26 protein-coding genes are annotated in these 24156 nt (G+C 72.5%); 13 read left to right on the forward strand and 13 right to left on the reverse strand.

Annotated features, from left to right (window positions below; all coding sequences use genetic code 11):
- The 4 genes from AC1DP1_RS21695 to AC1DP1_RS21710 all read right to left on the reverse strand — a co-directional run bounded on the left by AC1DP1_RS21695 (window position 1) and on the right by AC1DP1_RS21710 (window position 3036).
- Window positions 1-813 carry an ABC transporter permease gene (locus AC1DP1_RS21695; RefSeq protein ID WP_477508595.1) on the reverse strand — a complete coding sequence of 271 codons (813 nt, stop codon included), beginning with the start codon at window positions 811-813 and terminating at the stop codon, window positions 1-3.
- A complete protein-coding gene (locus AC1DP1_RS21700) occupies window positions 806-1618 on the reverse strand; it encodes an ABC transporter permease (RefSeq protein ID WP_477508596.1) in 813 nt (270 codons plus the stop codon). The genes AC1DP1_RS21695 and AC1DP1_RS21700 overlap by 8 nt, the downstream gene beginning before the upstream one ends.
- 70 nt (window positions 1619-1688) lie before the next feature.
- Window positions 1689-2201, reverse strand: a complete 513-nt coding sequence (locus AC1DP1_RS21705) for a CAP domain-containing protein (protein ID WP_477508597.1) — start codon at window positions 2199-2201, stop codon at window positions 1689-1691.
- A gap of 313 nt (window positions 2202-2514) precedes the next feature.
- Window positions 2515-3036, reverse strand: coding sequence for a YbhB/YbcL family Raf kinase inhibitor-like protein (locus AC1DP1_RS21710; RefSeq protein ID WP_457192278.1), 522 nt, complete (start codon window positions 3034-3036; stop codon window positions 2515-2517).
- Between the two features lie 49 nt (window positions 3037-3085).
- Here AC1DP1_RS21710 and cobA point away from each other — a divergent pair, with 49 nt between their 5' ends.
- Together cobA and AC1DP1_RS21720 are read left to right on the forward strand one after the other, a co-directional pair.
- Entirely contained in the window at window positions 3086-4321 is a 1236-nt protein-coding gene (gene cobA / locus AC1DP1_RS21715; protein ID WP_477508598.1) for a uroporphyrinogen-III C-methyltransferase, read from the forward strand.
- A gap of 55 nt (window positions 4322-4376) precedes the next feature.
- Entirely contained in the window at window positions 4377-5162 is a 786-nt protein-coding gene (locus tag AC1DP1_RS21720; RefSeq protein ID WP_477508618.1) for a TrmH family RNA methyltransferase, read from the forward strand.
- Between the two features lie 4 nt (window positions 5163-5166).
- Here AC1DP1_RS21720 and AC1DP1_RS21725 read toward each other — a convergent pair whose 3' ends face one another.
- The 3 genes from AC1DP1_RS21725 to def form a co-directional block, all read right to left on the reverse strand.
- Complete coding sequence (locus AC1DP1_RS21725; protein ID WP_477508599.1) at window positions 5167-5772, reverse strand: DedA family protein; 606 nt, start codon at window positions 5770-5772, stop codon at window positions 5167-5169.
- 15 nt (window positions 5773-5787) lie between these two features.
- On the reverse strand, window positions 5788-6582 hold the full coding sequence (locus tag AC1DP1_RS21730) for a TrmH family RNA methyltransferase (RefSeq protein WP_477508600.1): 795 nt from the start codon (window positions 6580-6582) through the stop codon (window positions 5788-5790).
- Window positions 6583-6664: 82 nt separating this feature from the next.
- A complete protein-coding gene (gene def / locus AC1DP1_RS21735) occupies window positions 6665-7282 on the reverse strand; it encodes a peptide deformylase (RefSeq protein WP_477508601.1) in 618 nt (205 codons plus the stop codon).
- A gap of 88 nt (window positions 7283-7370) precedes the next feature.
- Between def and AC1DP1_RS21740 the strand changes: the two genes are divergently transcribed.
- Together AC1DP1_RS21740 and AC1DP1_RS21745 are read left to right on the forward strand one after the other, a co-directional pair.
- Window positions 7371-8744, forward strand: coding sequence for an acyl-CoA dehydrogenase family protein (locus AC1DP1_RS21740; protein WP_477508602.1), 1374 nt, complete (start codon window positions 7371-7373; stop codon window positions 8742-8744).
- The gene (locus tag AC1DP1_RS21745; protein WP_477508603.1) at window positions 8744-9961 is read left to right on the forward strand and encodes an acyl-CoA dehydrogenase family protein; all 1218 of its coding nucleotides are present in this window, start codon (window positions 8744-8746) and stop codon (window positions 9959-9961) included. The genes AC1DP1_RS21740 and AC1DP1_RS21745 overlap by 1 nt, the downstream gene beginning before the upstream one ends.
- A gap of 112 nt (window positions 9962-10073) precedes the next feature.
- Here the strand turns inward: AC1DP1_RS21745 and AC1DP1_RS21750 are convergent, their stop codons facing one another.
- Entirely contained in the window at window positions 10074-10361 is a 288-nt protein-coding gene (locus tag AC1DP1_RS21750; RefSeq protein ID WP_477508604.1) for a YiaA/YiaB family inner membrane protein, read from the reverse strand.
- A gap of 97 nt (window positions 10362-10458) precedes the next feature.
- Here AC1DP1_RS21750 and AC1DP1_RS21755 point away from each other — a divergent pair, with 97 nt between their 5' ends.
- From AC1DP1_RS21755 to AC1DP1_RS21795, 9 genes are all read left to right on the forward strand, one after another.
- On the forward strand, window positions 10459-11898 hold the full coding sequence (locus AC1DP1_RS21755; protein WP_477508605.1) for a pyridoxal phosphate-dependent decarboxylase family protein: 1440 nt from the start codon (window positions 10459-10461) through the stop codon (window positions 11896-11898).
- Window positions 11899-11921: 23 nt separating this feature from the next.
- Window positions 11922-12539, forward strand: coding sequence for a hypothetical protein (locus tag AC1DP1_RS21760; RefSeq protein ID WP_457192262.1), 618 nt, complete (start codon window positions 11922-11924; stop codon window positions 12537-12539).
- A gap of 11 nt (window positions 12540-12550) precedes the next feature.
- A complete protein-coding gene (locus AC1DP1_RS21765) occupies window positions 12551-13987 on the forward strand; it encodes a GuaB1 family IMP dehydrogenase-related protein (protein ID WP_477508606.1) in 1437 nt (478 codons plus the stop codon).
- 1 nt (window position 13988) lies between these two features.
- The gene (locus AC1DP1_RS21770; protein WP_477508607.1) at window positions 13989-14654 is read left to right on the forward strand and encodes a sulfotransferase; all 666 of its coding nucleotides are present in this window, start codon (window positions 13989-13991) and stop codon (window positions 14652-14654) included.
- Window positions 14647-15195: a nucleosidase gene (locus AC1DP1_RS21775; RefSeq protein WP_477508608.1), complete on the forward strand. Its 549-nt coding sequence runs from the start codon at window positions 14647-14649 to the stop codon at window positions 15193-15195. Before AC1DP1_RS21770 ends, AC1DP1_RS21775 begins: the two co-directional genes overlap by 8 nt.
- Window positions 15196-15329: 134 nt before the next feature.
- Entirely contained in the window at window positions 15330-16748 is a 1419-nt protein-coding gene (locus AC1DP1_RS21780; RefSeq protein WP_477508609.1) for an HNH endonuclease signature motif containing protein, read from the forward strand.
- Window positions 16749-17088: 340 nt separating this feature from the next.
- Entirely contained in the window at window positions 17089-17592 is a 504-nt protein-coding gene (locus AC1DP1_RS21785; protein WP_477508610.1) for a P-loop nucleotide/nucleoside kinase family protein, read from the forward strand.
- A gap of 67 nt (window positions 17593-17659) precedes the next feature.
- A complete protein-coding gene (locus tag AC1DP1_RS21790) occupies window positions 17660-17812 on the forward strand; it encodes a hypothetical protein (protein ID WP_477508611.1) in 153 nt (50 codons plus the stop codon).
- Between the two features lie 30 nt (window positions 17813-17842).
- A complete protein-coding gene (locus tag AC1DP1_RS21795) occupies window positions 17843-18664 on the forward strand; it encodes a hypothetical protein (protein ID WP_477508612.1) in 822 nt (273 codons plus the stop codon).
- Here the strand turns inward: AC1DP1_RS21795 and AC1DP1_RS21800 are convergent.
- From AC1DP1_RS21800 to AC1DP1_RS21820, 5 genes are all read right to left on the reverse strand, one after another.
- Window positions 18642-19709, reverse strand: a complete 1068-nt coding sequence (locus AC1DP1_RS21800; protein ID WP_477508613.1) for an NAD-dependent epimerase/dehydratase family protein — start codon at window positions 19707-19709, stop codon at window positions 18642-18644. The two genes, AC1DP1_RS21795 and AC1DP1_RS21800, sit on opposite strands and share 23 nt — an antisense overlap.
- Before the next feature lie 34 nt (window positions 19710-19743).
- Complete coding sequence (locus AC1DP1_RS21805) at window positions 19744-20325, reverse strand: LysR substrate-binding domain-containing protein (RefSeq protein ID WP_477508614.1); 582 nt, start codon at window positions 20323-20325, stop codon at window positions 19744-19746.
- 83 nt (window positions 20326-20408) lie between these two features.
- On the reverse strand, window positions 20409-22199 hold the full coding sequence (locus tag AC1DP1_RS21810) for a BCCT family transporter (RefSeq protein WP_477508615.1): 1791 nt from the start codon (window positions 22197-22199) through the stop codon (window positions 20409-20411).
- A 124-nt stretch (window positions 22200-22323) separates the two neighbouring features.
- On the reverse strand, window positions 22324-22836 hold the full coding sequence (locus AC1DP1_RS21815; RefSeq protein WP_477508616.1) for a flavodoxin family protein: 513 nt from the start codon (window positions 22834-22836) through the stop codon (window positions 22324-22326).
- Window positions 22837-22917: 81 nt separating this feature from the next.
- On the reverse strand, window positions 22918-24156 hold a 1239-nt coding region (locus AC1DP1_RS21820), incomplete at its 5' end, for a bifunctional 3'-5' exonuclease/DNA polymerase (protein ID WP_477508617.1).

The following is a 24156-nucleotide window of genomic DNA, read 5'->3' on the forward strand; positions in this document are numbered from 1 at the left end:
TCAGCTCCCCGTGGAGGTGTAGTGGCGGACGCCGGAGCGCCACACGAGCAGGGCGGCGGCCATGGTGAGCACGCCGGCGACCGGCGAGGCGAACTGGAACGCCTCGGGCATCCCGGTCGGGTCGGAGCGGCCGAGGAGGAAGAGGCAGGGGTACCAGTTGACGAAGGCGACGGGAATCACGAACGTCAGCCCGACGAGCACCTCGCGCGGGAAGATGTTGAGCGGGTACTGCGTCACCGTGGCACCGCCGTACGTGAAGGCGTTGGCGAACTCCGTGGCGTCCGTCGTCCAGAACTGGACGCACGAGAAGCCGACGAAGAGCCCGAAGAACACCAGTCCGCCGCTCACCAGCATCGACACGGCCACCAGGACCCGTGCCGGGGTCCAGTCGACGTAGGTGCACGCCCACCCGAACACGATGCTGGCCTGGGTCAGCCGCCCGAGTCGGCGCAGCGTGAACTGGTCGGCGCACACCTGCACGAGCAGCGGCACCGGCTTGGTCATCATCTGGTCCAACCGGCCGGTGCGGATGTAGGTGCCGATCCGCTCGACGCTGCCGATCGCCGTGTCGGCCACGGCCAGCGCGAGCGAGGCGCTGCCGTAGAGCAGCGCCACCTCCGGGAGCGTGAAGCCCGCGAGGTCGTTGAGGTGGGCGAACATGATCCACAGGCCGACGAAGTCGAGAGCGGTGATCAGCCCGTTGCCCACGGCCAGCAGCACGAACGAGGTGGGGTACTGCCACGCCGCGCGGATCCACAGCGACGCGATCTGCAGGTAGGAGCGCAGGTGCAGCGCCGCCGCCGACTCAGCCACCCTGGACCACCACCTTGCGCGTGGCCAGGCGGAGCACGCCCTGGCAGGCGGCCAGCAGGACGACGGCCCACATCACCTGGAACCCGAGGGCTGCCACGAGGTCGGCGCCCGTGTGCTTGCCGAGCCAGATGTCCGCGGGCACCTGGACGTACGACGCCCACGGCAGCGCCTGCGCGAGCGTGCCGAGCCACCCGGGGAACAGCACGAGCGGCAGCATCATCCCGCTGAAGAAGATCGCGAAGGCCCCGCTCATCACCTTCACGCCCGACTGGTCCAGCAGCCAGAAGGCGGTGCTGGCGACGAGGAACCGGATCGCGAAGCTCACGACGACCGCGAGCACCAGCGACACGGCGAAGGCGAGCGCGGTCAGCGGAGAGGACGGGAGGGCGATGTCGAAGACGACGTAGCCGATCACCGTGGGCCCGAGCCCCCGGGTGAGGAGGTGGTACGCCGCCCGGCCCAGGTCGCTGGCGAGGTACCACCCCACCAGACCGACGGGCCGGTAGAGGTCGATCGCCACGTCGCCGGTGCGGACCCGCTCCGCGAGGTCGTCGGTGGTGCCACCGCCCCACAGCGCGATCGTCATCAGCAGCGCCTGGCCTAGCCAGACGTACGTCACCGCGTCCTGGGCGTCGTAGCCGCCGGCGATCGGGTTCGCGTCCCAGAGGGCGAGGTAGGCGTAGGAGTAGATGATCCCGAAGACCGAGTTGGTGAAGATCCCGGCGAGCGTGGCGGCCCGGTAGGTGGAGTAGCGGCGGAACGCTCGGGTCGCGACGGCGACGTGCAGCACCGGCTTCCCCCTCACGCGTGTTCGATCCCCGGCCCACCCACGAGGGGGCCGGGGATCGTCTCACATGGGAGGGGTGCGGTGCACCTCAGCCGTGGCGGACGAGGTTGACCACGCCGATCGTGCGGCCCTGGGCGTCGCGAGTGATGGCGACGCCGGCGCGCTTGGCGCGCGGGCTCAGCAGGATCTCCCGGTGGCCGGGGGAGTCGAGCCACAGGGAGACCATGGCCTCCGGGCTCAGGTTCGTGCCCCGGACGAGCGTCTCGCCGGCCCAGGAGTTGTCGCACTTGCGGATGACGTCGCGCTGGTCGCGGTGCTCGAGCACCCCGGTCCGGGCGATCCGGGCGCCCCACTGCTCGGCGAGCTGGTCGGTGCAGACGTCGAAGTTCCAGATCTTGCGCAGGCCGTGCTCGGCGCGCGCCTCGTTGATCCGCACCATCAGCGCGTCCTCGAGCTGGTCGCTGCTCGAGTTGGCGGCGATGGCGGAGGCGGCGCGGGGCACGGACCACGTGGTGGCCTCGGCCGCGGCGGGGACGCCGGCCGCGACGGCGGCGGCGAGGCCCAGGCCGGCCAGGCGCGAGAACAAGCGGGAGTGCTGCACGGGGGTCCTCCGGGGGAGATCCACGACGTCGGGGGTGGGGTGAATCTTGATGGAATCTCTTGAAACTAGGGGTTGACCCTAGGTAGTTCCTGTGGGTGATGTCGAGCCCGCGGCGACTCTGTGCGGTTCATGCGGAAGGTTTCATCAATATTTGGCAGGTAGACCGCCAGTACAGATGAAAACGGCTTGACGGTTTCTGCATGACCGAAACGCAGAAAAAGAGACCCGTGGTCTGGACCTCTCGGTCCAGCACACGGGTCTCGTGGGTTGGGTGGGACAGATGTGACCAGTGGGGCGCCGAGTGCCCGAGCGGTCAGTGCTGGTAGGTGCCGTGCAGGATCGCGCGCCCCAGCGTCTTGAAGGCCAGGTTGAAGGAGACCACCGCGTTGGAGGCGTCCGCGTCGACGCCCAACGTGGCGTCCTTCACCGCGTGCACCACGAAGAAGTAGCGGTGCGGGTGGTCGCCCTCGGGCGGTGCCGCTCCCATGAATCCTGCGTCACCACCGTCGTTGCGGACGTGGAAGGCGCCGCCGGGCAGGTCTCCCGATGCCGCGCCGGCGGGCAGCGAGGTCACGTCGGCCGGGATGTCGACCAGGTTCCAGTGCCAGAAGCCGCTCGGGGTGGGCGCGTCCGGGTCGAAGCAGGTGACCACGAAGGACTGGGTGCCCTCCGGGGCCCCCGACCAGGTGAGCTGCGGTGAGGTGTTGCCGCGGTCGGCCACCTGGTCGTCCTTCAGCGGTGCGCCGTCGGTGACGTCCTCGCTCGTGACGGTGAAGGACTCGGTCGCCGGCAGGTAGTCGTAGGGATTGGGGGCCACTGGTCGCTCGATGCTCATTCCTCGAACGTAGCCACCCGCCTGCGCGCCCGAAAGGGACAATCGGTGCATGACCGATCGCGGTGCCGCCCCCCATCCCTACCTGGCGGGGCTGGTGCTCACCGGTCGCAAGGTCGTGGTGGTGGGCGGCGGGCACGTCGCGCAGCGCCGCGTCTCGGGCCTGCTCGGCGCCGGCGCCGACGTGACGGTCGTCAGCCTCGACGTGACCCCTGCGCTCGAGGGGCTCCAGGGCGAGCTGACTCTGGTGCTGCGCGAGTTCACCGAGACCGACCTCGACGGCGCCTGGTACGTCGTCGCCGCGACCGACGACCCCGCGGTCAACGCGCGCGTGGTGGCGGCTGCCGACGCTCGTCACACCTTCTGCGTCCGCGCCGACGACGCGCTCGGCGGCACCGCGTGGACCCCGGCAGTGGGTCACCACGGCACGGTGACCGTGGGGGTGCTCGGCAACCGTGAGCCGAGGAAGTCGGCGGCGTTGCGCGACGACATCGTCACCGCGCTGCGCGACGGGCACCTGGCGGCATCCGACGCGCTCGACCGCAGCCCCGGCGTCGTCCTCGTGGGCGGCGGGCCGGGCGAGCCGGAGCTCGTCACGGTCGCGGCCCGCCATGCCCTCGCGACCGCCGACGTCGTGGTCGCCGACCGGCTGGCGCCGCGCGAGCTGCTCGACGAGCTGGGACCCGACGTCGAGCTGATCGACGTCGCCAAGCTGCCCCGCGGCCGGTCCGCCTCGCAGCAGACGATCAACGAGGTCATCGTCGACCGGGCGCGCGCCGGCAAGCGGGTGGTGCGCTTCAAGGGAGGCGACAACTTCGTCTTCGGCCGCGGCTACGAGGAGCTGCTCGCGTGCGCGGCCGCCGACGTGCCCGTCACCGTCGTCCCCGGGCTCAGCTCCGCCATCGCCGTCCCGGCCCGGGTCGGCATCCCGGTCACCCACCGCGGGGTCGCCCACGAGTTCACCGTCATCTCCGGGCACCTCCCGCCCGGCCACCCGGACTCGCTGGTGGCGTGGGACGCGGTCGCCGGCCTCCGGGGCACCCTCGTCCTGCTGATGGCGGTCGACAACGCGCCCGCGATCGCGGAGGCCCTGCTCGCCGGCGGTCGCGACGCCGCCACCCCCGTGGCCGTCATCGTCGACGGCACCATGCCGACCGAGCGCACGGTCCTGAGCACCCTCGGCACGCTGGCCGCGGACCTATCCGCCCACCGGGTCGTCCCGCCCGCGATCATCGTGGTGGGCGAGGTCGTCGCCGTGGCGCGTCCGGCACACTACGGGCGTGGCTGACCCCGACCCGACCGACCAGACCGGCACGGCAGGCGCACCCGGCGGGGTCGTCCAGCTGGACGACCCCGGCGACCCGAGACTGGCCGACTACCGCGACCTGCGCGACGTCGAGCTCCGCAAGAGCCTCGAGGCCGAGCACGGCCTCTTCCTGGCGGAGGGGGAGAAGGTGGTGCGCCGTGCGATCGAGGGCGGGCACGAGGCGCGGTCGTTCCTGATGGCACCGCGCTGGCTCGACGGCCTGGCCGACGTGCTCGGGCGCAGCTCCGCGCCCTGCTACGTCCTGTCCGAGTCGCTGATCGAGCAGGTCACCGGCTTCCACGTCCATCGCGGGGCGCTGGCGTCGCTGCGCCGGCGGTCGCTCCCGCCCGTGGACGACGTGCTCGCCGGAGCACGCTCGGTGCTGGTGCTCGAGGACCTGGTCGACCACACCAACGTCGGCGCGGTCTTCCGGTCCGGCGCCGCCCTCGGCTTCGACGCCGTGCTGCTCGCACCGCGGTGCGCGGACCCGCTCTACCGCCGCTCGATCAAGGTCGGCATGGGTGCGGTGTTCTCCACGCCGTGGACCCGGATCCCCGACTGGTACGACGCCCTGCCGGACCTCTCCCGCCGCGGCTTCACGACGGTCGCGCTGACCCTCGGGCCCGACTCGGTGCCCATCGAGGAGGCCGTCGCCGGCGTCGATCGCCTCGCCCTCGTGCTGGGGTCGGAAGGGCACGGCCTGTCGTCGCGCTGGGAGGCGTCGGCCGACCGCCGTGCCGTGATCCCGATGGCGGCCGGCATCGACTCCCTCAACGTCGCGGCGGCCAGCGCCGTGGCCTGCTACGCCGCCGCCCGCCGCTGACGGCTCAGGTCAGGCGGTGTCGCAGCCGTCGGGCGGCCACGAAGACCAGGGCGATGCCGATCAGCACGTAGACGACGTTGCTGACCGGGCCGACGTACCCCTCGACGACGTGCCACCGCTCGCCGAGCTCGTAGCCGGCCAGGATCAGCGCGGCGTTCCAGACCAGGCTGCCCGCGGTCGTGAAGACGCAGAAGCGCAGCAGCGGCATCCGGTCGATGCCGGCGGGGATCGAGATGAGGCTGCGAACGCCCGGCACCAGCCGACCGACGAAGACCGCGGTGCGCCCGTGCCGGCCGAACCAGGCCACGGCCCGGCGGACGTCGTGCGCGTGCATCAGCGGGATCCGGTCGGCCAGCGCGCAGATGCGCTCCAGCCCCCAGGCCGCGCCGAGCCAGTAGAGGACGAGCGCCCCCGCCAACGACCCGGCCGTCGCCCAGGCGATGGCGGCGGTGACGCTGTAGTAGCCCTGGCTGGCGGTGTAGCCGGCGAGCGGCAGCACCAGCTCGCTCGGGACCGGCGGGAACACCGTCTCCAGTGCGGTGGCGAGACCGACCCCGGGGGAGCCGACCGTGCGCATGACGAGCACGACCCAGTCGAGCACTGCCTCCACGTCGTACGCCGTCGCTCAGCCGCGCTGGCGCAGCGACTCGTGGAGCACGATCGAGCCGGCCACGGCGGCGTTGAGGGACGAGGCGGTGCCGACCATCGCGATGGCGACGACCTCGTCGCACGCGTCCCGCCACCCCGAGGACAGGCCGTGGGTCTCGTTGCCGACGACGATCACCACCCGCCCGCCCAGATCGGCGTCCGCGAGGACGCCACCCTCCTCGTCGGTGCCGACGATGCGGTAGCCGTGGGCGTGGGCGTGCTCGACGACGGGGCCGGGGCCGGGCACGCGCAGCACCGTCAGGGCGAACAGCGACCCGGTGCTGGCGCGCACGGCCTGCGGGTCGTAGGGGTCGGCGGCGTGGCCCGTGACCACGAGCGCGGAGGCGCCGAAGGCGTCCGCCGAACGGGCCAGGGTGCCGATGTTGCCGGGACTCGTGGGGCGGTCGAAGACCACGACAGGGCCGTGCGGCCGTCGCGAGTCCTCCAGGCGCGCGACGCCGTCGTCGGGCATCCCGACGACCGCGACCAGCTCGGCACCCTCCTCGCGCCCGCTGAGCCGGGCGTGCAGCTCGGGGGAGAGCAGCACCCGTTCGGCGTCGGTCGTCGACCAGAGTCCGTCGGACCACGCGGAGGCGGCGCCGTCGGCGCGCAGCAGGGCGCGCACGGTCCAACCCTCCTCGACGGCCCGGGTGATCGGGCGGACGCCCTGCACCAGGAACTCACGGTTGCGGTGGCGCTTGGAGCGGTTGGTCAGCAGCGCCTCCCACTGCTGGAAGCGCGCGTTCTCCCGCGTGATGCGCAGCTCATGCATTTCGGGGTCCCCACGGAGTTGTCGGTCGGAGGAGCGAAGCGGGGGAGGCCGAGAACATCGTGGGGTGTTCATGCATCGTGCGTCAGCCTGCGGCGTCGACGGGCCAGGACAGCGGGTAGTCCTCGGCGGCGGCGTCGTGCTTCTTGGTCAGCTTCTTGCGCGACTTCGAGGAGAGACGGTCGCCGAAGACGGTGCCGAGCGTGTGGTCGGTCTCGTGCTGCAGGCACCGCGCGAGCAGTCCGTCGCCCTCGAAGGTGACCGGCGCGCCATCGAGGCCCTGGCCGTCGACGCGCGCCCAGTCGGGGCGGGGGCAGGGCTCGAAGGATCCGGGGAAGGACAGACAGCCCTCGTCGTCGTCCTCGAGGCGGCGGTCCTTGCCCTCAGGGAGGGTGAGCACGGGGTTGCACACGACGCCGACGGTGCGCACGCCCTCGCCGTCGGGGCAGTCGAAGACGAACATCGCGACGTCCTCGCCGATCTGGCACGCCGCCAGCCCGACACCCTCGGCGGCGTACATCGTCGCCACCATGTCGGCGGCCAGCGCGGCGAGCGCGTCGTCGTACTCCGTCACGGGGGCCTGGGGGCGGTGCATGACCGGCGTGCCCCAGCGGGTGATCGCGCGCACCGTGCCACCCTCGGGGAGGGCGCCGTGCGGCGCCCGGAGATCGGTTGTGGTGTCAGTCGGCTGCTCGTCTGGCATGCGGGCGATCCTAACGAGAGGGGCGCGGGTGGCCTGCACCACGGGAGGGCCTCTGGCCAAAGGTGTAACTCAGAGTTACAGTTTCGTCATGTCCTTCATGAACACCCTCCGGCCGGGAGGCCGTCATGGGTTGTCGTCCCGCGAGTCCCGTGACCCGATCGGTCTCGCGGTCGCCGTGGTCAACCGGTTGGCGCAGAGCGACCTCATCGACCGGGTGGGCCTGCGCAAGCAGGCTGAGCACGCGGTCTACTCGACCACGCGCAACGGCTTCCGGGTGGCGACGGCTGCCGGTCGGACCTTCGCCCGCGCCGGTCGACGCACCCCCGGGGCCCGTCCCGCCAACGCCGCGTCGCGCGGTGTCTTCGACCTCACGCCGACCGACGACGAGGCCATGCTCCTCGACGTGGTCCGCGAGCTGGCCACCGAGGTGCTGCGGCCCGCCGCGTCCGCCGCCGACGAGGCGTGCGCACCGCCCGCGGAGGTCCTGGCCGCCGCTCAGGACGTCGGCCTGCCCGCCCTCGGTGTGCCCGAGGAGCTCGGCGGGATCATGGACGAGCGCTCGGCCACGGCCGGGGCCCTCGTCGCCGAGGCCCTGGCGCAGGGCGACATGGGTCTCGCCGTCGCCACCCTCGCCCCCGGCGCCGTCGCCACCGCCATCGGTCTCTGGGGCACCGAGGCCCAGCAGCAGACCTACCTGCCCGCGTTCACCGGCGACGGGTCGGGACCGGGTGTCCCGGCCGCCGCGCTGACGCTCGCCGAGCCGACGGTGCTCTTCGACCCCTTCGACCTCGCCACCACCGCCCTGCGAGACGGGGACGGCTTCGTCCTCGACGGGGTGAAGTCGGCCGTCGTCCGCGGAGCCGAGGCCGAGCTCTTCGTGGTCGCGGCGATGCTCGACGGCACCCCGGCGCTCTTCCTCGTCGAGTCCAGCACCGACGGGCTCGAGGTGGAGGCCGACCCCTCGATGGGCGTGCGCGCCGCCGGGCTGTCGCGCCTGCACCTCACCGGCGTACGCGTCGGCGCCGACGCGCTGCTCGGCGACACCGACGGCACCGCGTACACCGAGTGCGTCCGACTCTCGCGCCTCGCGTGGTGTGCGCTGGCCGTGGGCACCGGGCAGGCGGTGCTCGACTACGTCAAGGACTACGTCAACGGGCGTGAGGCGTTCGGCGAGCCGATCAGCCACCGCCAGTCGGTCGCCTTCATGGTCGCCGACATGGCCATCGAGGTGCAGGCGATGCGCCTGCTCACCTGGAAGGCCGCCTCGCGCGCCACCCGCGGCCAGGACTTCGCGCGCGAGGTCGGGCTGGCCCGACAGCTGTGCACCGAGAAGGGCATGCGGATCGGCCTCGACGGCGTCCAGCTCCTCGGCGGGCACGGCTTCGTCAAGGAACACCCGGTCGAACGGTGGTACCGCGACCTGCGGGCCGTCGGCCTGATGGAAGGCGCGGTGCTCGTCTGATGATCAACCTGGAGACCCCCAAGAAGCACGCGACGCTCATCGACCAGGCCCACCAGCTGGCGATGAACATGCTCCGACCGATCTCGCGCAAGTACGACCGCGCCGAGCACGCGTACCCCAAGGAGCTCGACATGCTCGCCGCGCTGATCGACGGCGTGTCCGAGACCGGGGCGAGCAGCGGCGCCGGCGCGAGCGGCGTACGACGCGACGACTCCGCCGCCGACGACACCGGCAAGGTCCGCAACGGGGCCAACCTCGCCTCGGTCCTCTCCGTCGCCGAGATGTGCTGGGGCGACACCGCGCTGCTGCTGTCGATGCCGCGCCAGGGCCTCGGCAACTCCGCGATCGCGTCGGTCGCCAACGAGGAGCAGCTCGAGCGCTACCGCGGCACCTGGGCGGCGATGGCGATCACCGAGCCCGGCACTGGCTCGGACTCCGCCAATATCACCACCACGGCGGTGAAGGACGGCGACGAGTACGTCATCAACGGCGAGAAGATCTACGTCACCTCCGGCGAGCGCGCCGACTCCGTCGTGGTCTGGGCGACGCTCGACAAGGAGCTGGGCCGCGCGGCGATCAAGTCCTTCCTGGTCCGCAAGGACAACCCCGGCCTGAAGGTCGAGCGGCTCGAGCACAAGCTCGGCATCCGTGCCTCCGACACCGCGGTCATCACCTTCACCGACTGCCGCGTCCCGGCCGAGGACCTGCTCGGCTCGCCCGAGGTCGACACGAAGTCGGGCTTCGCCGGTGCGATGGCGACCTTCGACAACACCCGCCCCCTGGTCGCCGCGATGGCCGTCGGGTGCGCCCGCGCCTCGCTCGACCTGACCCGCGACCTGCTCGAGCAGGCGGGCGTGGAGGTCGACTACGACCGCCCGGCGCAGTCGCAGTCGGCGGCCGCGGCGACGTTCCTGCGGCTCGAGGCCGACTGGGAGGGCGCCAAGCTGCTGATGATGCAGGCGGCGTGGATGGCCGACAACCGCAAGCCCAACTCGCTCGAGGCCTCCATGGCCAAGGCGAAGGCCGGGCGCGTCGGGTCCGACGTCACGCTGTCGTGCGTCCAGCTGTGCGGCACCCTCGGCTACAGCGAGGGCGAGCTGCTGGAGAAGTGGGCCCGTGACTCCAAGATCCTCGACATCTTCGAGGGCACGCAGCAGATCCAGCAGCTGATCGTCGCCCGCCGGGTGCTCGGGCTGACGAGCGCCGAGCTCCGCTGACCGGGCACCTCCTCGCGCATGAACGCGCCGACCGGGCACCTCCTCGCGCTGAATCGCGAGGAGGTGCCCGGTCGGCTATCTGTAGCGCGAGGAGGCGCCCGGTCAGCGTGCGTCAGGAGACCGACTTGAAGGGGTCGTGCTCGGAGAGGATCCGGTCGACGCGGGCCTGGTCGATGCGGGAGACCACGTAGGAGTCCTCCTGGGCGTCGCGGACGCACTTGGCGAGCGTGAAGCTCGACGTCGTGAGGAACATCGTCCCGAGGCCGAGGAAGGCGCGGATCCACGGGTCGGCAGGGAGGTAGAAGATCGCGAAGATCATGGTCAGCAGCGCGACGGCGAAGGAGACGCCGGCCTGCAGGAAGAAGGCGTTGGTGTTCTTGGTCGGGGTCGAGGAGGTCATGGGTCAACCGTCGTCCTAGGCGGGACCCGCCGGAGCCGCAGGCCTACCCGATCCGGGTTGAGCACGGGTGCTCAACCGTTCCGAGTACGTTCTGCTCATGCCCGACCAGCCAGCCCACATGACGCCCGAGGAGTTCCGCCGCCACGGGCACGCCGCCATCGACTGGATCGCCGACTACTGGGCCTCCCTCGACGACCTGCCCGTCCGCGCGCAGGTCGCGCCCGGTGACGTACGACGCCTGCTGCCGGCGTCGGCCCCGGAGGACGCCGAGCCGTTCGACGCCGTGCTCGCCGACCTCGACCGCGTCGTCGTGCCCGGCCTCACGCACTGGCAGCACCCGCGGTTCTTCGCCTACTTCCCGGCCAACTCCTCGCCCGCCGCCATCCTCGGCGACCTCATCTCCAGCGGCATCGGTGCGCAGGGGATGATCTGGGCGACGAGCCCCGCGGTGACCGAGGTCGAGCAGGTGGTGCTCGACTGGTTCGCCGAGGCGCTCGGACTCCCGGAGGCGTTCCGCAGCGACGGCCCGGGCGGCGGCGTCATCCAGGACACCGCCTCCACCGCGACCTTCACCGCCCTGTTGTCGGCGCTGCACCGCGCCAGCGGGGGAGACGTACGCCGTCACGGCGTCGGCGACGCGGGGTGGCGGGTCTACGGGTCCACGCAGGCCCACTCGTCGCTGGTGAAGGCCGCGATGATGGCCGGCCTCGGCGAGGACGCCGTCCGCGAGATCGCCGTCGACCCCGCCACGCAGGCGATGGACGTCGACGCGCTGCGCGCCGCGATCACCGAGGACACCGAGGCAGGGCTGCGACCGGTGATGGTGCACCTCGCCGCCGGCAGCACGTCGACCGGCGCGATGGACGACGTCACCGCCGTCGCCGAGGTCGTGCGCGCCGAGGGCGTCTGGCTGCACGTCGACGCCGCCTGGGCCGGTGTCGCCGCCGTCTGTCCCGAGCACCGCGGCCACCTCGCCGGCGTCGAGCACGCGGACTCGTTCGTCACCAACCCGCACAAGTGGCTGCTGACGACCTTCGACTGCAGCACCTTCTGGGTGCGCGACCGGGCCGCCCTCACCGGCGCCCTGTCGATCCTCCCGGAGTACCTCCGCAACGCGGCCACCGAGTCCGGGGAGGTCGTCGACTACCGCGACTGGCACCCGCAGCTCGGCCGACGCTTCCGCGCGATCAAGCTCTGGGCGGTGCTGCGCACCTACGGGCTGGAGGGGCTGCGCCGGCACGTCCGCAGCGGCGTCGCGCTCGCCGAGCACGTCGCCGACCTGGTCGCCGCCGACGACCGCTTCGAGATGGTGACCGAGCCGTCGCTGTCGCTGGTGGTCTTCCGGCTCACCGCGGGCGACGAGCCGACGCTGACGGCGATGGAGGCCGTCAACGCCTCCGGCGAGGCGTACCTCTCGCACACGACGGTCGAGGGTCGGGCCGCGATCCGGCTCGCCGTCGGCAGCTGGCGCACCACCGAGGCCGACGTCGACCGCACGTGGCGTGCGCTGCAGCGAGCGGCGTCCGCGCAGGGCTGACCGGGACTGGCAGGGTGGGCGGCATGAAGCTCTTCGCCGACACGCCCCTCCGCCGCACGCTGCAGGTGGTCGCCGACCTCGTGTTCGTCGTGTGGCTGGTGCTCTGGGTCTGGATCGGGATGGCCGTCCACGACGGCACCGAGCAGCTGGCGGCGCCCGCCCGGCAGACCGACACCGCGGCGACGTCGATGGCCGAGCAGCTGCGCGACGCCGGCGGCCGCCTCGGGGAGGCGCCGCTCGTCGGCGACGAGCTCGCGGTCCCGTTCGACCGCGCGGCGGACGCCTCCGACGGGCTCGCCGAGGCCGGGCGCGACACGGTCGCGGCCGTCGAGCGTCTGGCGCTGCTGCTCGGCCTGTCGGTGGCGCTGATCCCGATCCTCATCGTGTCGGCGATCCACCTGCCCCTCAGGTGGCGCTTCATCCGCGAGGCGACAGCCGGCGCGCGGTTCATCGACGCGTCCGAGGACCTCGACCTCTTCGCCCTGCGCGCGCTGGCCCACCAGCCGATGCACGTGCTGGCGAGGGTGAGCGACGACCCGGCGGGTGCCTGGCGCGAGCGCGACCCGGACGTCGTACGACGTCTCGCTGCGCTCGAGCTCGCGGACGTCGGGCTGCGTCCGAAGAACCTGCCGGCCGCGTAGAGTCCAGACACGTGCAGTTCCTCGACGGCGTGACGCCGCCCCACGACCTGACCTACGACGACGTCTTCATGGTCCCGCGCTCCTCATCGGTCGCGAGCCGCTACGACGTCGACCTCGCCACCGACGACGGCACCGGCACGACGCTGCCGCTGGTCGTGGCCAACATGACCGCGATCGCCGGCCGGCGGATGGCCGAGACGGTCGCTCGGCGCGGCGGCCTCACGGTGATCCCGCAGGACATCCCGATCCCGGTGGTCACCGACGTCGTCCGGTGGGTCAAGCAGCGGCACCGGATCTTCGACACGCCGATCGAGCTCCGACCCGACCAGACGGTGGCCGAGGCGCTCTCCCTCATCCCCAAGCGGGCGCACCAGGCGGCGGTCGTGGTGCAGGACGGGCGTCCGGTGGGCGTCGTCTCGGAGCGCGACTGCGCCGAGGTCGACCGCTTCGCCCAGGTCTCGGCGGTGATGAACCAGGACGTCGTCACCGTCGCGGAGGGCACCGACCCCCGCGAGGTGTACGACGCGATCGAGCGCGCGAAGGCGCCCCTCGCGGTCGCCGTGTCCGACTCCGGCGAGCTGGTGGGCGTGCTGACCCGCCTCGGCGCCCTGCGCGCCACCCTCTACACGCCGGCCGTCGACACGTCCGGGGGCCTGCGGATCGCGGCCGCGGTCGGCGTCAACGGAGAGGTCGCGGACCGGGCGGCCGAGCTGCTCGCGGCAGGCGTGGACTGCCTGGTCGTCGACACCGCCCATGGCCACCAGGACCGCATGGTCCAGGCCCTGCAGGCGGTGCGCGCCCTGTCGCCCGACGTACCGATCGCGGCCGGCAACGTCGTCTCCGCCGAGGGCACCCGCACGCTGCTCGAGGCCGGCGCCGACATCGTCAAGGTCGGCGTCGGACCCGGCGCGATGTGCACCACGCGGATGATGACCGGCGTCGGCCGGCCGCAGTTCTCCGCGGTGCGGGAGTGCGCCGCCGCCGCACGCGAGCTCGGCAAGCACGTGTGGGCCGACGGAGGCGTACGCCACCCGCGCGACGTCGCGCTCGCGCTGGCCGCCGGCGCCTCGTCGGTCATGATCGGCTCCTGGTTCGCCGGCACCCACGAGTCGCCCGGCGACCTGATGCTCGACGCGGACGGCCGCCCGTTCAAGGTGTCGTTCGGAATGGCCTCGGCCCGCGCCGTCGCCAACCGCACGTCGGGGGAGTCGTCGTACGACCGCGCCCGCAAGGGCCTCTACGAGGAGGGCATCTCGTCCTCCCGGATGTACCTCGACCCCGACCGCCCCGGCGTCGAGGACCTCATCGACCAGATCTGCTCCGGCGTCCGGTCGGCCTGCACCTACGCCGGTGCGACCGACCTCGCGCAGTTCCACGAGCGTGCGCTCGTGGGCGTCCAGTCCGCCGCCGGCTTCCACGAGGGCCGCCCGCTCGAGAAGTCGTGGTGACGTGCACGAGCTGCGCCATGTGTTCGTGATGACGTACGGCAGGTCGGGCTCGACCCTGCTGATGGGCATCCTCAACTCGATCCCGGGGTGGCTGCTGCGCGGCGAGAACCGCCACGCCATGCGGCACCTCTACGACTTCCACCGCAGCGGCCTGGCCGAGCGGGCACGCGTCGACCCGGCCCGTGCGAGCCAGCCGACGCACCCGTGGTTCGGCATCGAGGCGTTCCCGGAGGCGGCTTCCCTGCAGCACATCCGCTCGCTGGCGGAGGCCACGCTCCTGCGTCCGGAGCACGGCACGAGGGTCACCGGCTACAAGGAGATCCGCTGGTACGACGAGGACCTGCCGGACTACGTCGAGTTCCTGCGCCAGGTCTTCCCCGGCGCCCGCTTCGTGGTCAACACCCGCAACCTGGACGACGTCGCGGCCAGCAACTACTGGACGCACAAGGACGACCCGCTGGCGCAGGTCCGGGCGATCGAGGACAAGATCCTCGCCACGGTGGCCGGACTGGGCGATGCCGCCTACCGCGTGCACTACGACGACTACGTCGCCGACCCCGAGGTGCTGCGCGGGTTGTTCGACTGGCTCGGAGAGGTCTACGACCAGGACCGGGTCGAGTCCGTGCTCGCGACCCCCCACTCGCGCCGCGGGAACCACCGTGACTGACCGCGTCCTGGTGGTCTCGGCGACCGCCGCCGAGGCCGCCCACGTCCCCGCCGACCTGCCTCTCGTCATCACCGGCCTCGGCAAGACCGCGGCCGCCGCCGCGACCGCCCGCGCGCTGGCGTCGTACGACGACCTCGCCGGCCTCACGGTCGTCAACATCGGCACCGCCGGAGCGCTGCGGCCCGGCCTGACCGGGCTGTTCGAGCCCGGCACGGTGCTCAACCACGACATCAGCGCCGACCTGATCCGGGCGCTGGGTTACGACCCGCAGGAGCGCCTCGAGGTGGGCGGGTCCGACGTCGTCCTCGCCACCGGCGACGTCTTCGTCAGCGACCCCGCCGTGCGCGACGCCCTCGCCGAGCGCGCGCACCTCGTCGACATGGAGGGGTACGCCGTCGCCTGGGCTGCCCGCGAGGCCGGCGTGCCCGTGCGGCTCGTCAAGCACGTCTCCGACTCCGCCGACGAGTCCGCCCTCGACTGGGCCTCGATGGTCGAGGCCTCCGCGCTCGCGCTCGGGGAGTGGTTGCACGCCCTGGTCTGACGGGGGTGCTGGCGGTGGTTGCGGAGGGACGCAGTCCCGTCCCGAGACCAATCGAGAAAGGGTGGCCAAGAACCAGTCCACAGCGATGGTCACGGTAGGTGTCACTGTCGGTGGTCGCCGGTAGAATCGAACACATGATCGAGACGCTGGCCGGACCCGGGGCAGGTGAGGTCGAGGACCTCAGCGCCTCTGCCATCCTGTCCGCGATCCGTGCGCAGCGCGTTGATGAGGAGCGTGCGGCAGCTGCCCAGCTGGTCCTGGCGGCGCAGTGGGCCGACCTGCACCCGCCGGAGTCGATCCACGACGCCGCCGCGTTCACCGTGCCGGGCTGCGAGCACGAGGAGCCGATCGCCGGTGAGGGTGCGCCACTCGTGGCGGAGTTCTGTGTCGCTGAGCTCGGCACCGTCCTGGGTGTCTCGACGACCGCGGCGAAGAAGCTCGTCGGTCACGCCCTCGAGCTGCGCCACCGCCTCCCGCGGCTATGGGCGCAGGTCCAGTGCGGGCGTGTGCCGGCGTGGCGGGCCCGCGCGGTCGCGGAGGTCACCATCCACTCGACCCCGGCCCTGACGGTCGAGGCTGCTGGGTTCGTCGACGCCCAGGTCGCCGCCGTCGCCGGGCGGATCGGGCAGGCGCAGCTCGACCGGCTCGTCGCCGAGACGATCAAGCGGTTCGACCTCGCCGCCCCGGACCGGGCTGCTGATCCGGAGGACGGCCACCTCTACGTCGACCCGCGCCATGTGAGCGTCGACACCCAGGACGTGCACTTCGCCGGCACGATGCGGATGGAGGCCGAGCTCGACATCGCCGACATGCTCGACCTCGAGCGCCGTGTCGCCCACGACGCCGCCACCCAGGCCGCCCTCGGCTCCACCGAGTCGCTGCAGGTGCGCCGCGCGAAAGCGCTCGGCAACCTCGCCCGTACCCAGACCGCGCTCGACCTCCACACCCAGGGCGCCGCCGGCGCACGCGATGCCGACGATCTACCCGCCGCCCGCGAGGTCGTCCTCCACGCCCACTTCGATGCGTCCCTCGACGACCTGACCACTGTGTTCGGGCCGACCGGCCGCATGGAGGAAGGCCAGCGCCTGGTGCTGCTGGACCAGGTCAGGGACTGGTGCGCCGACTCCCGGACGAAGGTGACGATCAAGCCGGTGATCGACCTCAACGCCGATCTGTCGACACCGGCGTACGAGGTCCCCGACCGGATCCGCGAGCAGGTGATCCTCCGCGACGTGACGTGCGTTTTCCCGGGGTGCACCCGCCCGGCCCGCGGCTGCGATATCGACCACGTGATCCCGCACGACCCCGACGCCGAGGCGGCGGGGCGACCACAACCGGGTCCGACGCAGAGCGACAACCTCGCCGCGCTCTGCAGGTTCCACCACCGGCTCAAGACCCACACCACCTGGCGCTACCAGATGGTCGAGCCCGGCGTGTTCGAGTGGACGAGCCCTCACGGCCACCACTACCGACGCGACCGCCACGGCACCACCGCGGTCGACCAAGCCCAGCCACCCGACCCGCCTGACATTCCGCGACCACGCCGACGATGACCTCGCCCCACACCCCGCCACCCGCCGGTGGCGGGGCCACAGGCACGTTCACCGTCCTTCGTGGCGCCGCGACACCGCTGCCGGCCTGGCTGCCCATGACTCGGCGTCCACCGCCCTACGGTGGCGGGATGGACGTGGTGAGGCAGTTCGCGAGCGCCGCTTGCGCGCAGGCACTGTCCTCCTGGGCGCTGCCGCCGGGCACCCCGGTCACAGACATCCGGATCGACTGATCGCGCCAGCGAGCGCGGGCAGGACGTCCTGACGTCCTGTCCCGAGCAGCGCCTCTGTCATCACCCGTGCACGCCCGGTAGCGCATCCGCCGCGGTGGCACGCTGGGCACGTGCGTGGATTCGTGCTTGTCGGCGGCTGGCCGGGATCGGGCAAGACCACGCTGTCGCGTGCGCTCGCAGGCGAGCTCGACCTGCCGCTGCTGTCCAAGGACCAGGTCAAGGAAGCGCTGATGGACGCTCTCGGTGCTTCGGCCGACGTCGAGGAGTCCCGCCGTCTCGGGCGGGCGGCGGTCTTCGCGGTGCTGGCAGCGGCACGAGGGTGTCCCGGTGCGGTGATCGACAGCACCTGGTACCCGTACGCGGGGGATCTGGCGCGTGCACTGCCGGGTCCGGTCGTCGAGGTGCGCTGCCGGGTGCGGCTCGCGACGGCCCAGGACCGTTACGCCGCGCGGACCCGGGATGCGCGCCACCTCGACGATCGCCGCTCGTCGTCCGAGCTGTGGGGCGGCGAGGTCGCTCCGCTGGGGCTGGGACCGGTCCTCGACGTCGACACGTCCGGCCCCGTGGACGTCGCCGAGGTCGCAATGTCGTGCAGAGCGCTCTTCCACGGCTGAGCTGAGGGACGGGTGAGTCGACATCACTCAGCGGCGGACGGGGCGGCACCTGTGCAAGGGTGCGCCCATGATCATCAATCCCGGGAGCGATCGTCAGCAGGGTCCGTGGGACCCCGACGCGAAGGAGAAGTGGATCGACACCCGGTACTTCTGGGTGCTGATGCCGTTCCTGCTGCTCATCGTCGGGATCATGGTGCTGGTGTCGTTCTTCGGCTCCTGAGGTGTGCCGTCGCCCGTGGGACGATCGGGCGTGACGTGGACGCGGACGACCGGCGCGGCCGAGCTCTGGCGTCAGGCGGGGGCGTGGCTGGGTGAGCACCCGGTCGAGAACGCGCCGCTGCTGGCCGAGGTCGCCCACCTCCTTGCGACGGATGCCGCGCCCGAGGGGCTCGAGTGCGGCTGGTGGAGCGATGAGTCCGGCGCCGTGGGTGGGGTGTACGTCCGGGCACCCCGGCACAACCCGCTCCTGACGCGGATGCCCCGTGCCGCTCTCGACGAGCTGGTGCCGTTGCTCGAGAGCGGCCTGGTCGCCGTGGGCGTGCCGGGCGTGGTCGCCGATGACGTGGTCCAGGCCTGGGCAGCGGCCGGCGCAGCGCTGACGCCCGCGCGGTCCTTCACGGTGCACGCGCTCGAGGGACGGCCGGCGGCGCCCTCCTGCGCGGGAGGCCCGCGCATCGCGGCTCCGGCGGACGAGCCGATGCTCCACCGGTGGTTCGACGCGCTGATGGCGGGTCTTCCCGGCGACCCCAGCGAGCGGGCGTACGTCGTCGACGACCCGCTCGCTGTCGGTGGGCTGGTGCTGTGGGAGGTCGACGGCGACCCGGTCGCGATGTGCAGCCGTAGCCGGGTGCTCGGCGACACGGTGCGGATGGGTGCCTGCTACGCGCCCGGCGGCGAGGCTGCGTACGTGGAGGCCGTGTTCGGCGCAGCAGCGGTCGAGGCGCGCCGCCATGCGCGGCACGTGACGGTCCTCGCGGCGACCGGTGAGGAGCAGGAGGAGGCGCGCCTGGCTGCTGCCGGGTTCGTCCCGGCGGCCACGCGGGTGCTGCTCACGGTGCTCGGCGAGAGCTGACCGGACCGCGACGCAGCGCGCGGGTCAGGCCACCGGCGACGGTGCGAGGTCGGAGGACCGGCGTGCCGGACGAGGCGGTGTCCTGCATGCCGGCGAGCGTCTCGGCCAGGACCGACGTCGCGTCCGTCGACGGCGCCCAGCCCAGCTCGGTCCGCGCGCGGGTCGTGTCGAGCAGTGGCACGGCGTAGCCCATGTCGATCCAGCCGGGGTCCAGTGGCTGAACCCGGGCGTGCCAGCTGGCCGACACGGCGGCGCGCACGGCGGCGGACGGGACGTGGACGAGTCGGGCGCCGAGGGCGTCGGCCACGTCCTGGGCGGTGACGGGCGGCCCGGCGGCCAGGTTGAACGCGCCCGTCGCCCGCGAGTCGAGCACCCGGGACACGGCGTCGGCGACGTCGTCGGCGTGCACCATCGGGATCACGAGCCCCGAGTCGATGGGCAGCACCGGCACGTGCCGGAGCAGCCCGGCCGGGACGAGGGCGGGCAGCCCGTAGCGCAACAGCGCGCTGCCGGCGGCGCGCTGGCCGATGATGCCGGGCCGCAGACGGGTGACGGTCACGTCGGGGGCGTCGACCTCCAGCTCGTCGAGGAGCCGCTCGGCGGCGGCCTTGTGCCGGCTGTACATCGACGTCGGCACGCCGTCGGTCGGCCACGTCTCGTCGACCGGGACGTCGTTTCGCTTGGGGGAGTAGGCGCCCACCGACGACATGTGCACGAGGTGCGGCACGCCCGTGGCCACCACGGCGTCGATGACGCGCTCCGTGCCGCCGACGCCCAGCGCGCGCAGGTGGGCCTCGCGGTGCGAGGGCTGGAAGCCCCACGCGAGGTGCACGACGGCGTCGGCGCCCTCGCAGGCGGCGTGCAGCGCTCCCGTGTCCGCGTCGTCCGTGAGGTCGGCGGACACCCACTCCATCGCGGGGAGCGACACGTCGCCCGTCGGTGGGCGCCGGACGACCCCGACGAGCTCGTGCCCGCCGTCGTCGGCCAGCCGTCGGACCAGGGCGGAGCCGACGTTGCCGCTGGCTCCCGTGATGACGATGCGCATGCGCGACCTGTACCCAGTCGCGGGCGGCGCAGACTCAGCGCGAGGTCCTGGCCGTCCGTCCCTTGGTGACGCCGACGAACGCCTGGGTCACGTCGTCGTCGCGCTCCACGAGCCAGACCAGCGCGATCGTGGTGGGCTCGAGGTCGGTGACGACGCGGGTCACGACGTCCTTGCGCTGGTGGAGCCGCGCGACCGACATGGGTACGACGACGACGCCGGTGCCGGCGGCGACCGTCTCGATCGCCTCCTGCTCGCTCATCGGCGGCCAGTCGAGCTGGTCGGCCGCGGGTGTCCATCCGCTCGGATGGGGGCGGACGAGCTGCTCGTCGTCGAGGTCACCGGTCGTGACCTCCTCGTCGGCGGCGGCGAGCACGTGGTCGCGCGAGGCGACGGCCACCTGCAGCTCGTCGTAGAGCCGGACGCAGTGCAGCCCGTCCCGGTCGACGGGGAGGCGTACGAGCGCCATGTCGAGGCTCCCGTCGCGCACGCCGTCGAGCTGGTCGGCCTCCGTCAGCGGCACGAGCTCCAACCGTTCGCGACGGCGGTCGCGCCAGTGGCGTGCCCACTTGTCGGGGGTCGCGCCGGTGACGAAGCCGATGCGCATGGTGACGGTCATGGGGCCGAGCCTAGGCGTGAGGCCGACGCACCGCGGGAGCCGCTCGCCCCATCCGTGGTGAGCGGCTCCCGCGACGGTGGACGTCAGCGTCGGGCGTGGTCCATCTCGAGCTCGTCGTGGAGCTCGTCGTGGAGCTCGTTGTGGAGCTCGTCCTCGACCCCGTCCTTGACGGTGTCGGTCTCGCCCTTCTCGACGGAGAAGACGAAGTCGTCGCCGTGCTCGGTCACACCGGTGATGACGGCGGCCTCGACGGCCTCCATGGCGTACTTGCGGCGCACGACCCTCGGGTCCTGGGCGAGGTCCTTCACCAGGGCGACCGCCAGGCCGATCATGATCAGCACGAACGGCAGCGCGGCGATGACGGTGATGGTCTGCAGGCCGCTCAGCGCGTCCGGGCCACCGACGAGCAGCATCACGGCGGCGACGGCACCGGTGGCCACGCCCCAGAAGATCACGGTCGGGCGGCTCGGGTGGATGGTGCCGCGCTCGGACAGCGAGCCCATCACGATGGAGGCGGCGTCGGCGCCGGAGACGAAGAAGATGCCGACGAGCACCATCACGACGATGCTCGACACGGTGGCGAGCGGGTAGGCCTCGAGGGTGCTGAAGAGCTGGTTCTCGAGCCCGCCGGCACCGGCGATGTCGGTGCCGTTCTGCTGCAGGTTGATCGCGGCGCCGCCGAAGATGCAGAACCACACGACGCTGATCAGGCTCGGCACCAGCAGCACGCCGGTGACGAACTGGCGGATGGTGCGACCGCGGGAGATGCGCGCGATGAACATGCCGACGAACGGCGTCCAGGACAGCCACCACGCCCAGTAGAAGACCGTCCAGGTCGAGAGCCAGGTGCTGACCTCGTCACCCTCGGCGGCGGTGCGCGCGGCCATCATCGGGAGGTCGGCGACGTAGCTGCCGATCGAGGTGGGCACCAGGTTCAGGATGAAGACGGTGGGGCCGACGATGAAGACGAACAGGGCGAGCCCCACGGCGAGCACCATGTTGATGTTGGACAGCCACTGGATGCCCTTCGCCACGCCGGAGACGGCGGACAGCACGAAGGCGGCGGTGAGGACGGCGATGATGCCGACGAGGACGCCGTTGCCGGTGTTGCCGAGGCCGGCGACGATCTGCAGGCCCGACTCGATCTGGAGGGCGCCGAGGCCCAGCGAGGTGGCGGAGCCGAACAGGGTCGCGAAGATCGCGAACATGTCGATGGCCTTGCCACCGAGCCCGTGGGCGTGGCGGCCGATGAGCGGCTCGAAGGCCGAGCTGATCAGCTGGAGGCGGCCCTTGCGGTAGACGCCGTACGCCACCGCGAGGCCGACGACGGCGTAGATCGCCCACGGGTGCAGGGTCCAGTGGAACATCGTGGTCGCCATGGCGTGCTGGGCAGCCTCGGTGTTGCCGGCAGCGCCCGTGCCGGGCGGCGGCGTGACGAAGTGGCTGATCGGCTCGCTGACGCCGTAGAACATGAGCCCGATGCCCATGCCGGCGCTGAACATCATGGCGACCCAGGAGATGGTCCGGAACTCGGGCTCCTCGTCGTCGCGACCGAGCGGGATGTTGCCGAACTTGCCGAGCGCGAGCCAGATCACGAAGACGACGAACGCGCTCGAGGTGAGCACGAAGAGCCAGCCGGTGTTCTTCATCGTCCAGCCCAGGCCGCTGCCCGAGGCGTCGGCGAGGCTGTCGGTGCTGAGGAAGCCCCAGACGAGGAACGCGAGGCTGACGACCGCGGTCACGCCGAAGACGACCTTGTCCAGGCCTGTCTCTCGAGGCTCGGTGGGCTCGATGGCCGCGTCCAGTGCGGGGTGTGGTTCGTCGGTGACGTCGGGTGTGGGCAGGTCTCGCGGGTGTTCGATTCCGGTGGCCATCCGAGGACCAGACCAAACATCCGCACCGGTGCGCAAACCGGGAGTATGCATGTTCGCTCAAACTGAGACGAGGCCCACACGGCGGGGGCTCGTCGGTCAGGCGGACGAGCCCGGAGAGGACGGGTCAGGCACGCCCTGACGCCAGGGCCCGGCCCCAGGCACGTGCGCGCTCGAGCTCCCCGTCGACGAGCGGGCCGGGGGAGTCCTCGACGTAGAAGGACTCGGTGGCGACCATCCGGYCGAGCCGGTGCCGCGCGACGAACCGGGCGGCCGCGCGGGCCGCCGAGCCGGGCAGCCGACGGACCTGCTCGGCGCGGGTGTCGAAGGTCGCGACGGAGCACGCGGGTCCGCCGGCCGGCAGGGTCGCCAGCCACTCGCGGATGCCCCGGTCCTCGTGCCCGGGCTCGGCCCCGCGGTCGTGGGCGTCGTGCCGGGTGGTGGGCCGGCTCATCGAGAAGGCGTGGGTGGGGCCGCCGAGGACGACGAGGTCGACGCCGTCGGGCAGCGGCGACGGTGCCGACCCGACGTCGACGACCTGCACCGGGCCGCCGTCGCTGTCGGACAGCCCGTCGGCGATCGCCTCGGCGACTGCGCGGGTGTTGCCCCAGTGGGACTCGTGGACGACCAGTGCGGTCATGGCGGTTCCTCCGTCCTCCACCTCGAGCATCCACCGCAGCGCCGGGGAGGGTCAGGGGCGAAGGTCGTGGCCGGCAGGGACCTAGGTCCCCGGCTTGCCGGCGTCGGCGTAGGAGCGCACCACCGAGACGTTGAGCGGGAAGTCGACGGGCAGCTCGCGGAACAGCAGTCGGCCGGCGGTGGACGCTGCCTCCGTCACCTCCGCGGCGACGGCGTCGGCGAGCCTGGCCGGGGCGTGCACGACGACCTCGTCGTGCAGGAAGAGGACGAGGTGCGGCCTCTCCTCGAGGACTCCCTCGCCGCCGAGTCGCCAGAGGCGGTTGCGGAGGTCGGCGATCCAGCACAGTGCCCACTCGGCGCCCGTGCCCTGCACCACGAAGTTGCGGGTGAACCGGCCGAAGGAGCGACGTCGCCGGTCGAGGTCGTCGAGGTCGGCCGGAGGTGCGTCGGGGGACTCGTTCCAGGACCCGCCGAGGGTCGGGCTGCCCCGCCCGAGAAGGGTGCGGACCACCTGCCCCCGCTCGCCCGCGCGGGCCGCCTCCTCGACGAGCCCGAACGCCTGCGGGTAGCGCCGGGTCAGCCCGGCGACCATCCGGCCGCTCTCGCCGCTCGTGGCGCCGTACATCGCGCCGAGCAGGCCGAGCTTGGCGTCTTGCCGGGTGGCGACCGCTCCGGCCTCGACCATCCCCTGGTAGAGGTCCGCACCCCGCGCGGCCCGGGCCAGGGCGCGGTCACCGCTCATACCGGCCAGCACGCGCGGCTCGAGCTGCGCCACGTCGGCGACGACGAACACCCAGCCCTCGTCGGCCACGGCCGCCGACCGCACCTGCACCGGGAAGGACAGAGCGCCGCCACCGTTGGACGACCACCGTCCCGTCGCCGACCCGGCGGGCTGGTAGACCGCGCGGAACCGGCCGTCGCGGACCCACTCGTCGATCCACGCCCAGCCGTTGGTCGAGAACAGGTGGGCGAGGGACTTGTAGCGCAGCAGCGGCTCCACGACCGGGTGGTCGACGGCACGCAGGGTCGACGCCCGGGTGTCGGTGACCTCGAGGCCAGCCCGGCGCAGGGCAGTCAGCAGCTCCGGTCGGGAGTCCGGGTTGAGGCCGGGGGCGTCGAGGAGGCGTCGTACGTCGTCGGCGCACTCCGCCAGCAGCCGCGGGCGCGCGCCGCGGGGCGGGCGGGGGCCGAGCCGCTCGGCCAGCAGCGCCTCGTGCACGTCGACGCGCCACGGCACACCCGCGTGGGTCATCTCGGCGGCCGCGAGGGCGCCCGCCGACTCCGCCGCGACGAGGAGCCTGAGCCGTGCGGCCTCCGGGGA

Source organism: Nocardioides sp. P4_G10, assembly GCF_056401175.1.

Bases quoted from the DNA above. Each gene is read 5' to 3' on its own strand.
- AC1DP1_RS21730 (WP_477508600.1), bottom strand. From the start codon at position 6,582: ATGCATGAGCTGCGCATCACGCGGGAGAACGCGCGCTTCCAGCAGTGG.
- AC1DP1_RS21710 (WP_457192278.1), bottom strand. From the start codon at position 3,036: ATGAGCATCGAGCGACCAGTGGCCCCCAATCCCTACGACTACCTGCCG.
- AC1DP1_RS21750 (WP_477508604.1), bottom strand. From the start codon at position 10,361: ATGACCTCCTCGACCCCGACCAAGAACACCAACGCCTTCTTCCTGCAG.
- AC1DP1_RS21810 (WP_477508615.1), bottom strand. From the start codon at position 22,199: ATGGCCACCGGAATCGAACACCCGCGAGACCTGCCCACACCCGACGTC.
- AC1DP1_RS21760 (WP_457192262.1), top strand. From the start codon at position 11,922: ATGAAGCTCTTCGCCGACACGCCCCTCCGCCGCACGCTGCAGGTGGTC.
- def (WP_477508601.1), bottom strand. From the start codon at position 7,282: ATGCCAGACGAGCAGCCGACTGACACCACAACCGATCTCCGGGCGCCG.
- cobA (WP_477508598.1), top strand. From the start codon at position 3,086: ATGACCGATCGCGGTGCCGCCCCCCATCCCTACCTGGCGGGGCTGGTG.
- AC1DP1_RS21800 (WP_477508613.1), bottom strand. From the start codon at position 19,709: ATGCGCATCGTCATCACGGGAGCCAGCGGCAACGTCGGCTCCGCCCTG.
- AC1DP1_RS21755 (WP_477508605.1), top strand. From the start codon at position 10,459: ATGCCCGACCAGCCAGCCCACATGACGCCCGAGGAGTTCCGCCGCCAC.
- AC1DP1_RS21740 (WP_477508602.1), top strand. From the start codon at position 7,371: ATGTCCTTCATGAACACCCTCCGGCCGGGAGGCCGTCATGGGTTGTCG.
- AC1DP1_RS21780 (WP_477508609.1), top strand. From the start codon at position 15,330: ATGATCGAGACGCTGGCCGGACCCGGGGCAGGTGAGGTCGAGGACCTC.
- AC1DP1_RS21805 (WP_477508614.1), bottom strand. From the start codon at position 20,325: ATGACCGTCACCATGCGCATCGGCTTCGTCACCGGCGCGACCCCCGAC.
- AC1DP1_RS21745 (WP_477508603.1), top strand. From the start codon at position 8,744: ATGATCAACCTGGAGACCCCCAAGAAGCACGCGACGCTCATCGACCAG.
- AC1DP1_RS21790 (WP_477508611.1), top strand. From the start codon at position 17,660: ATGATCATCAATCCCGGGAGCGATCGTCAGCAGGGTCCGTGGGACCCC.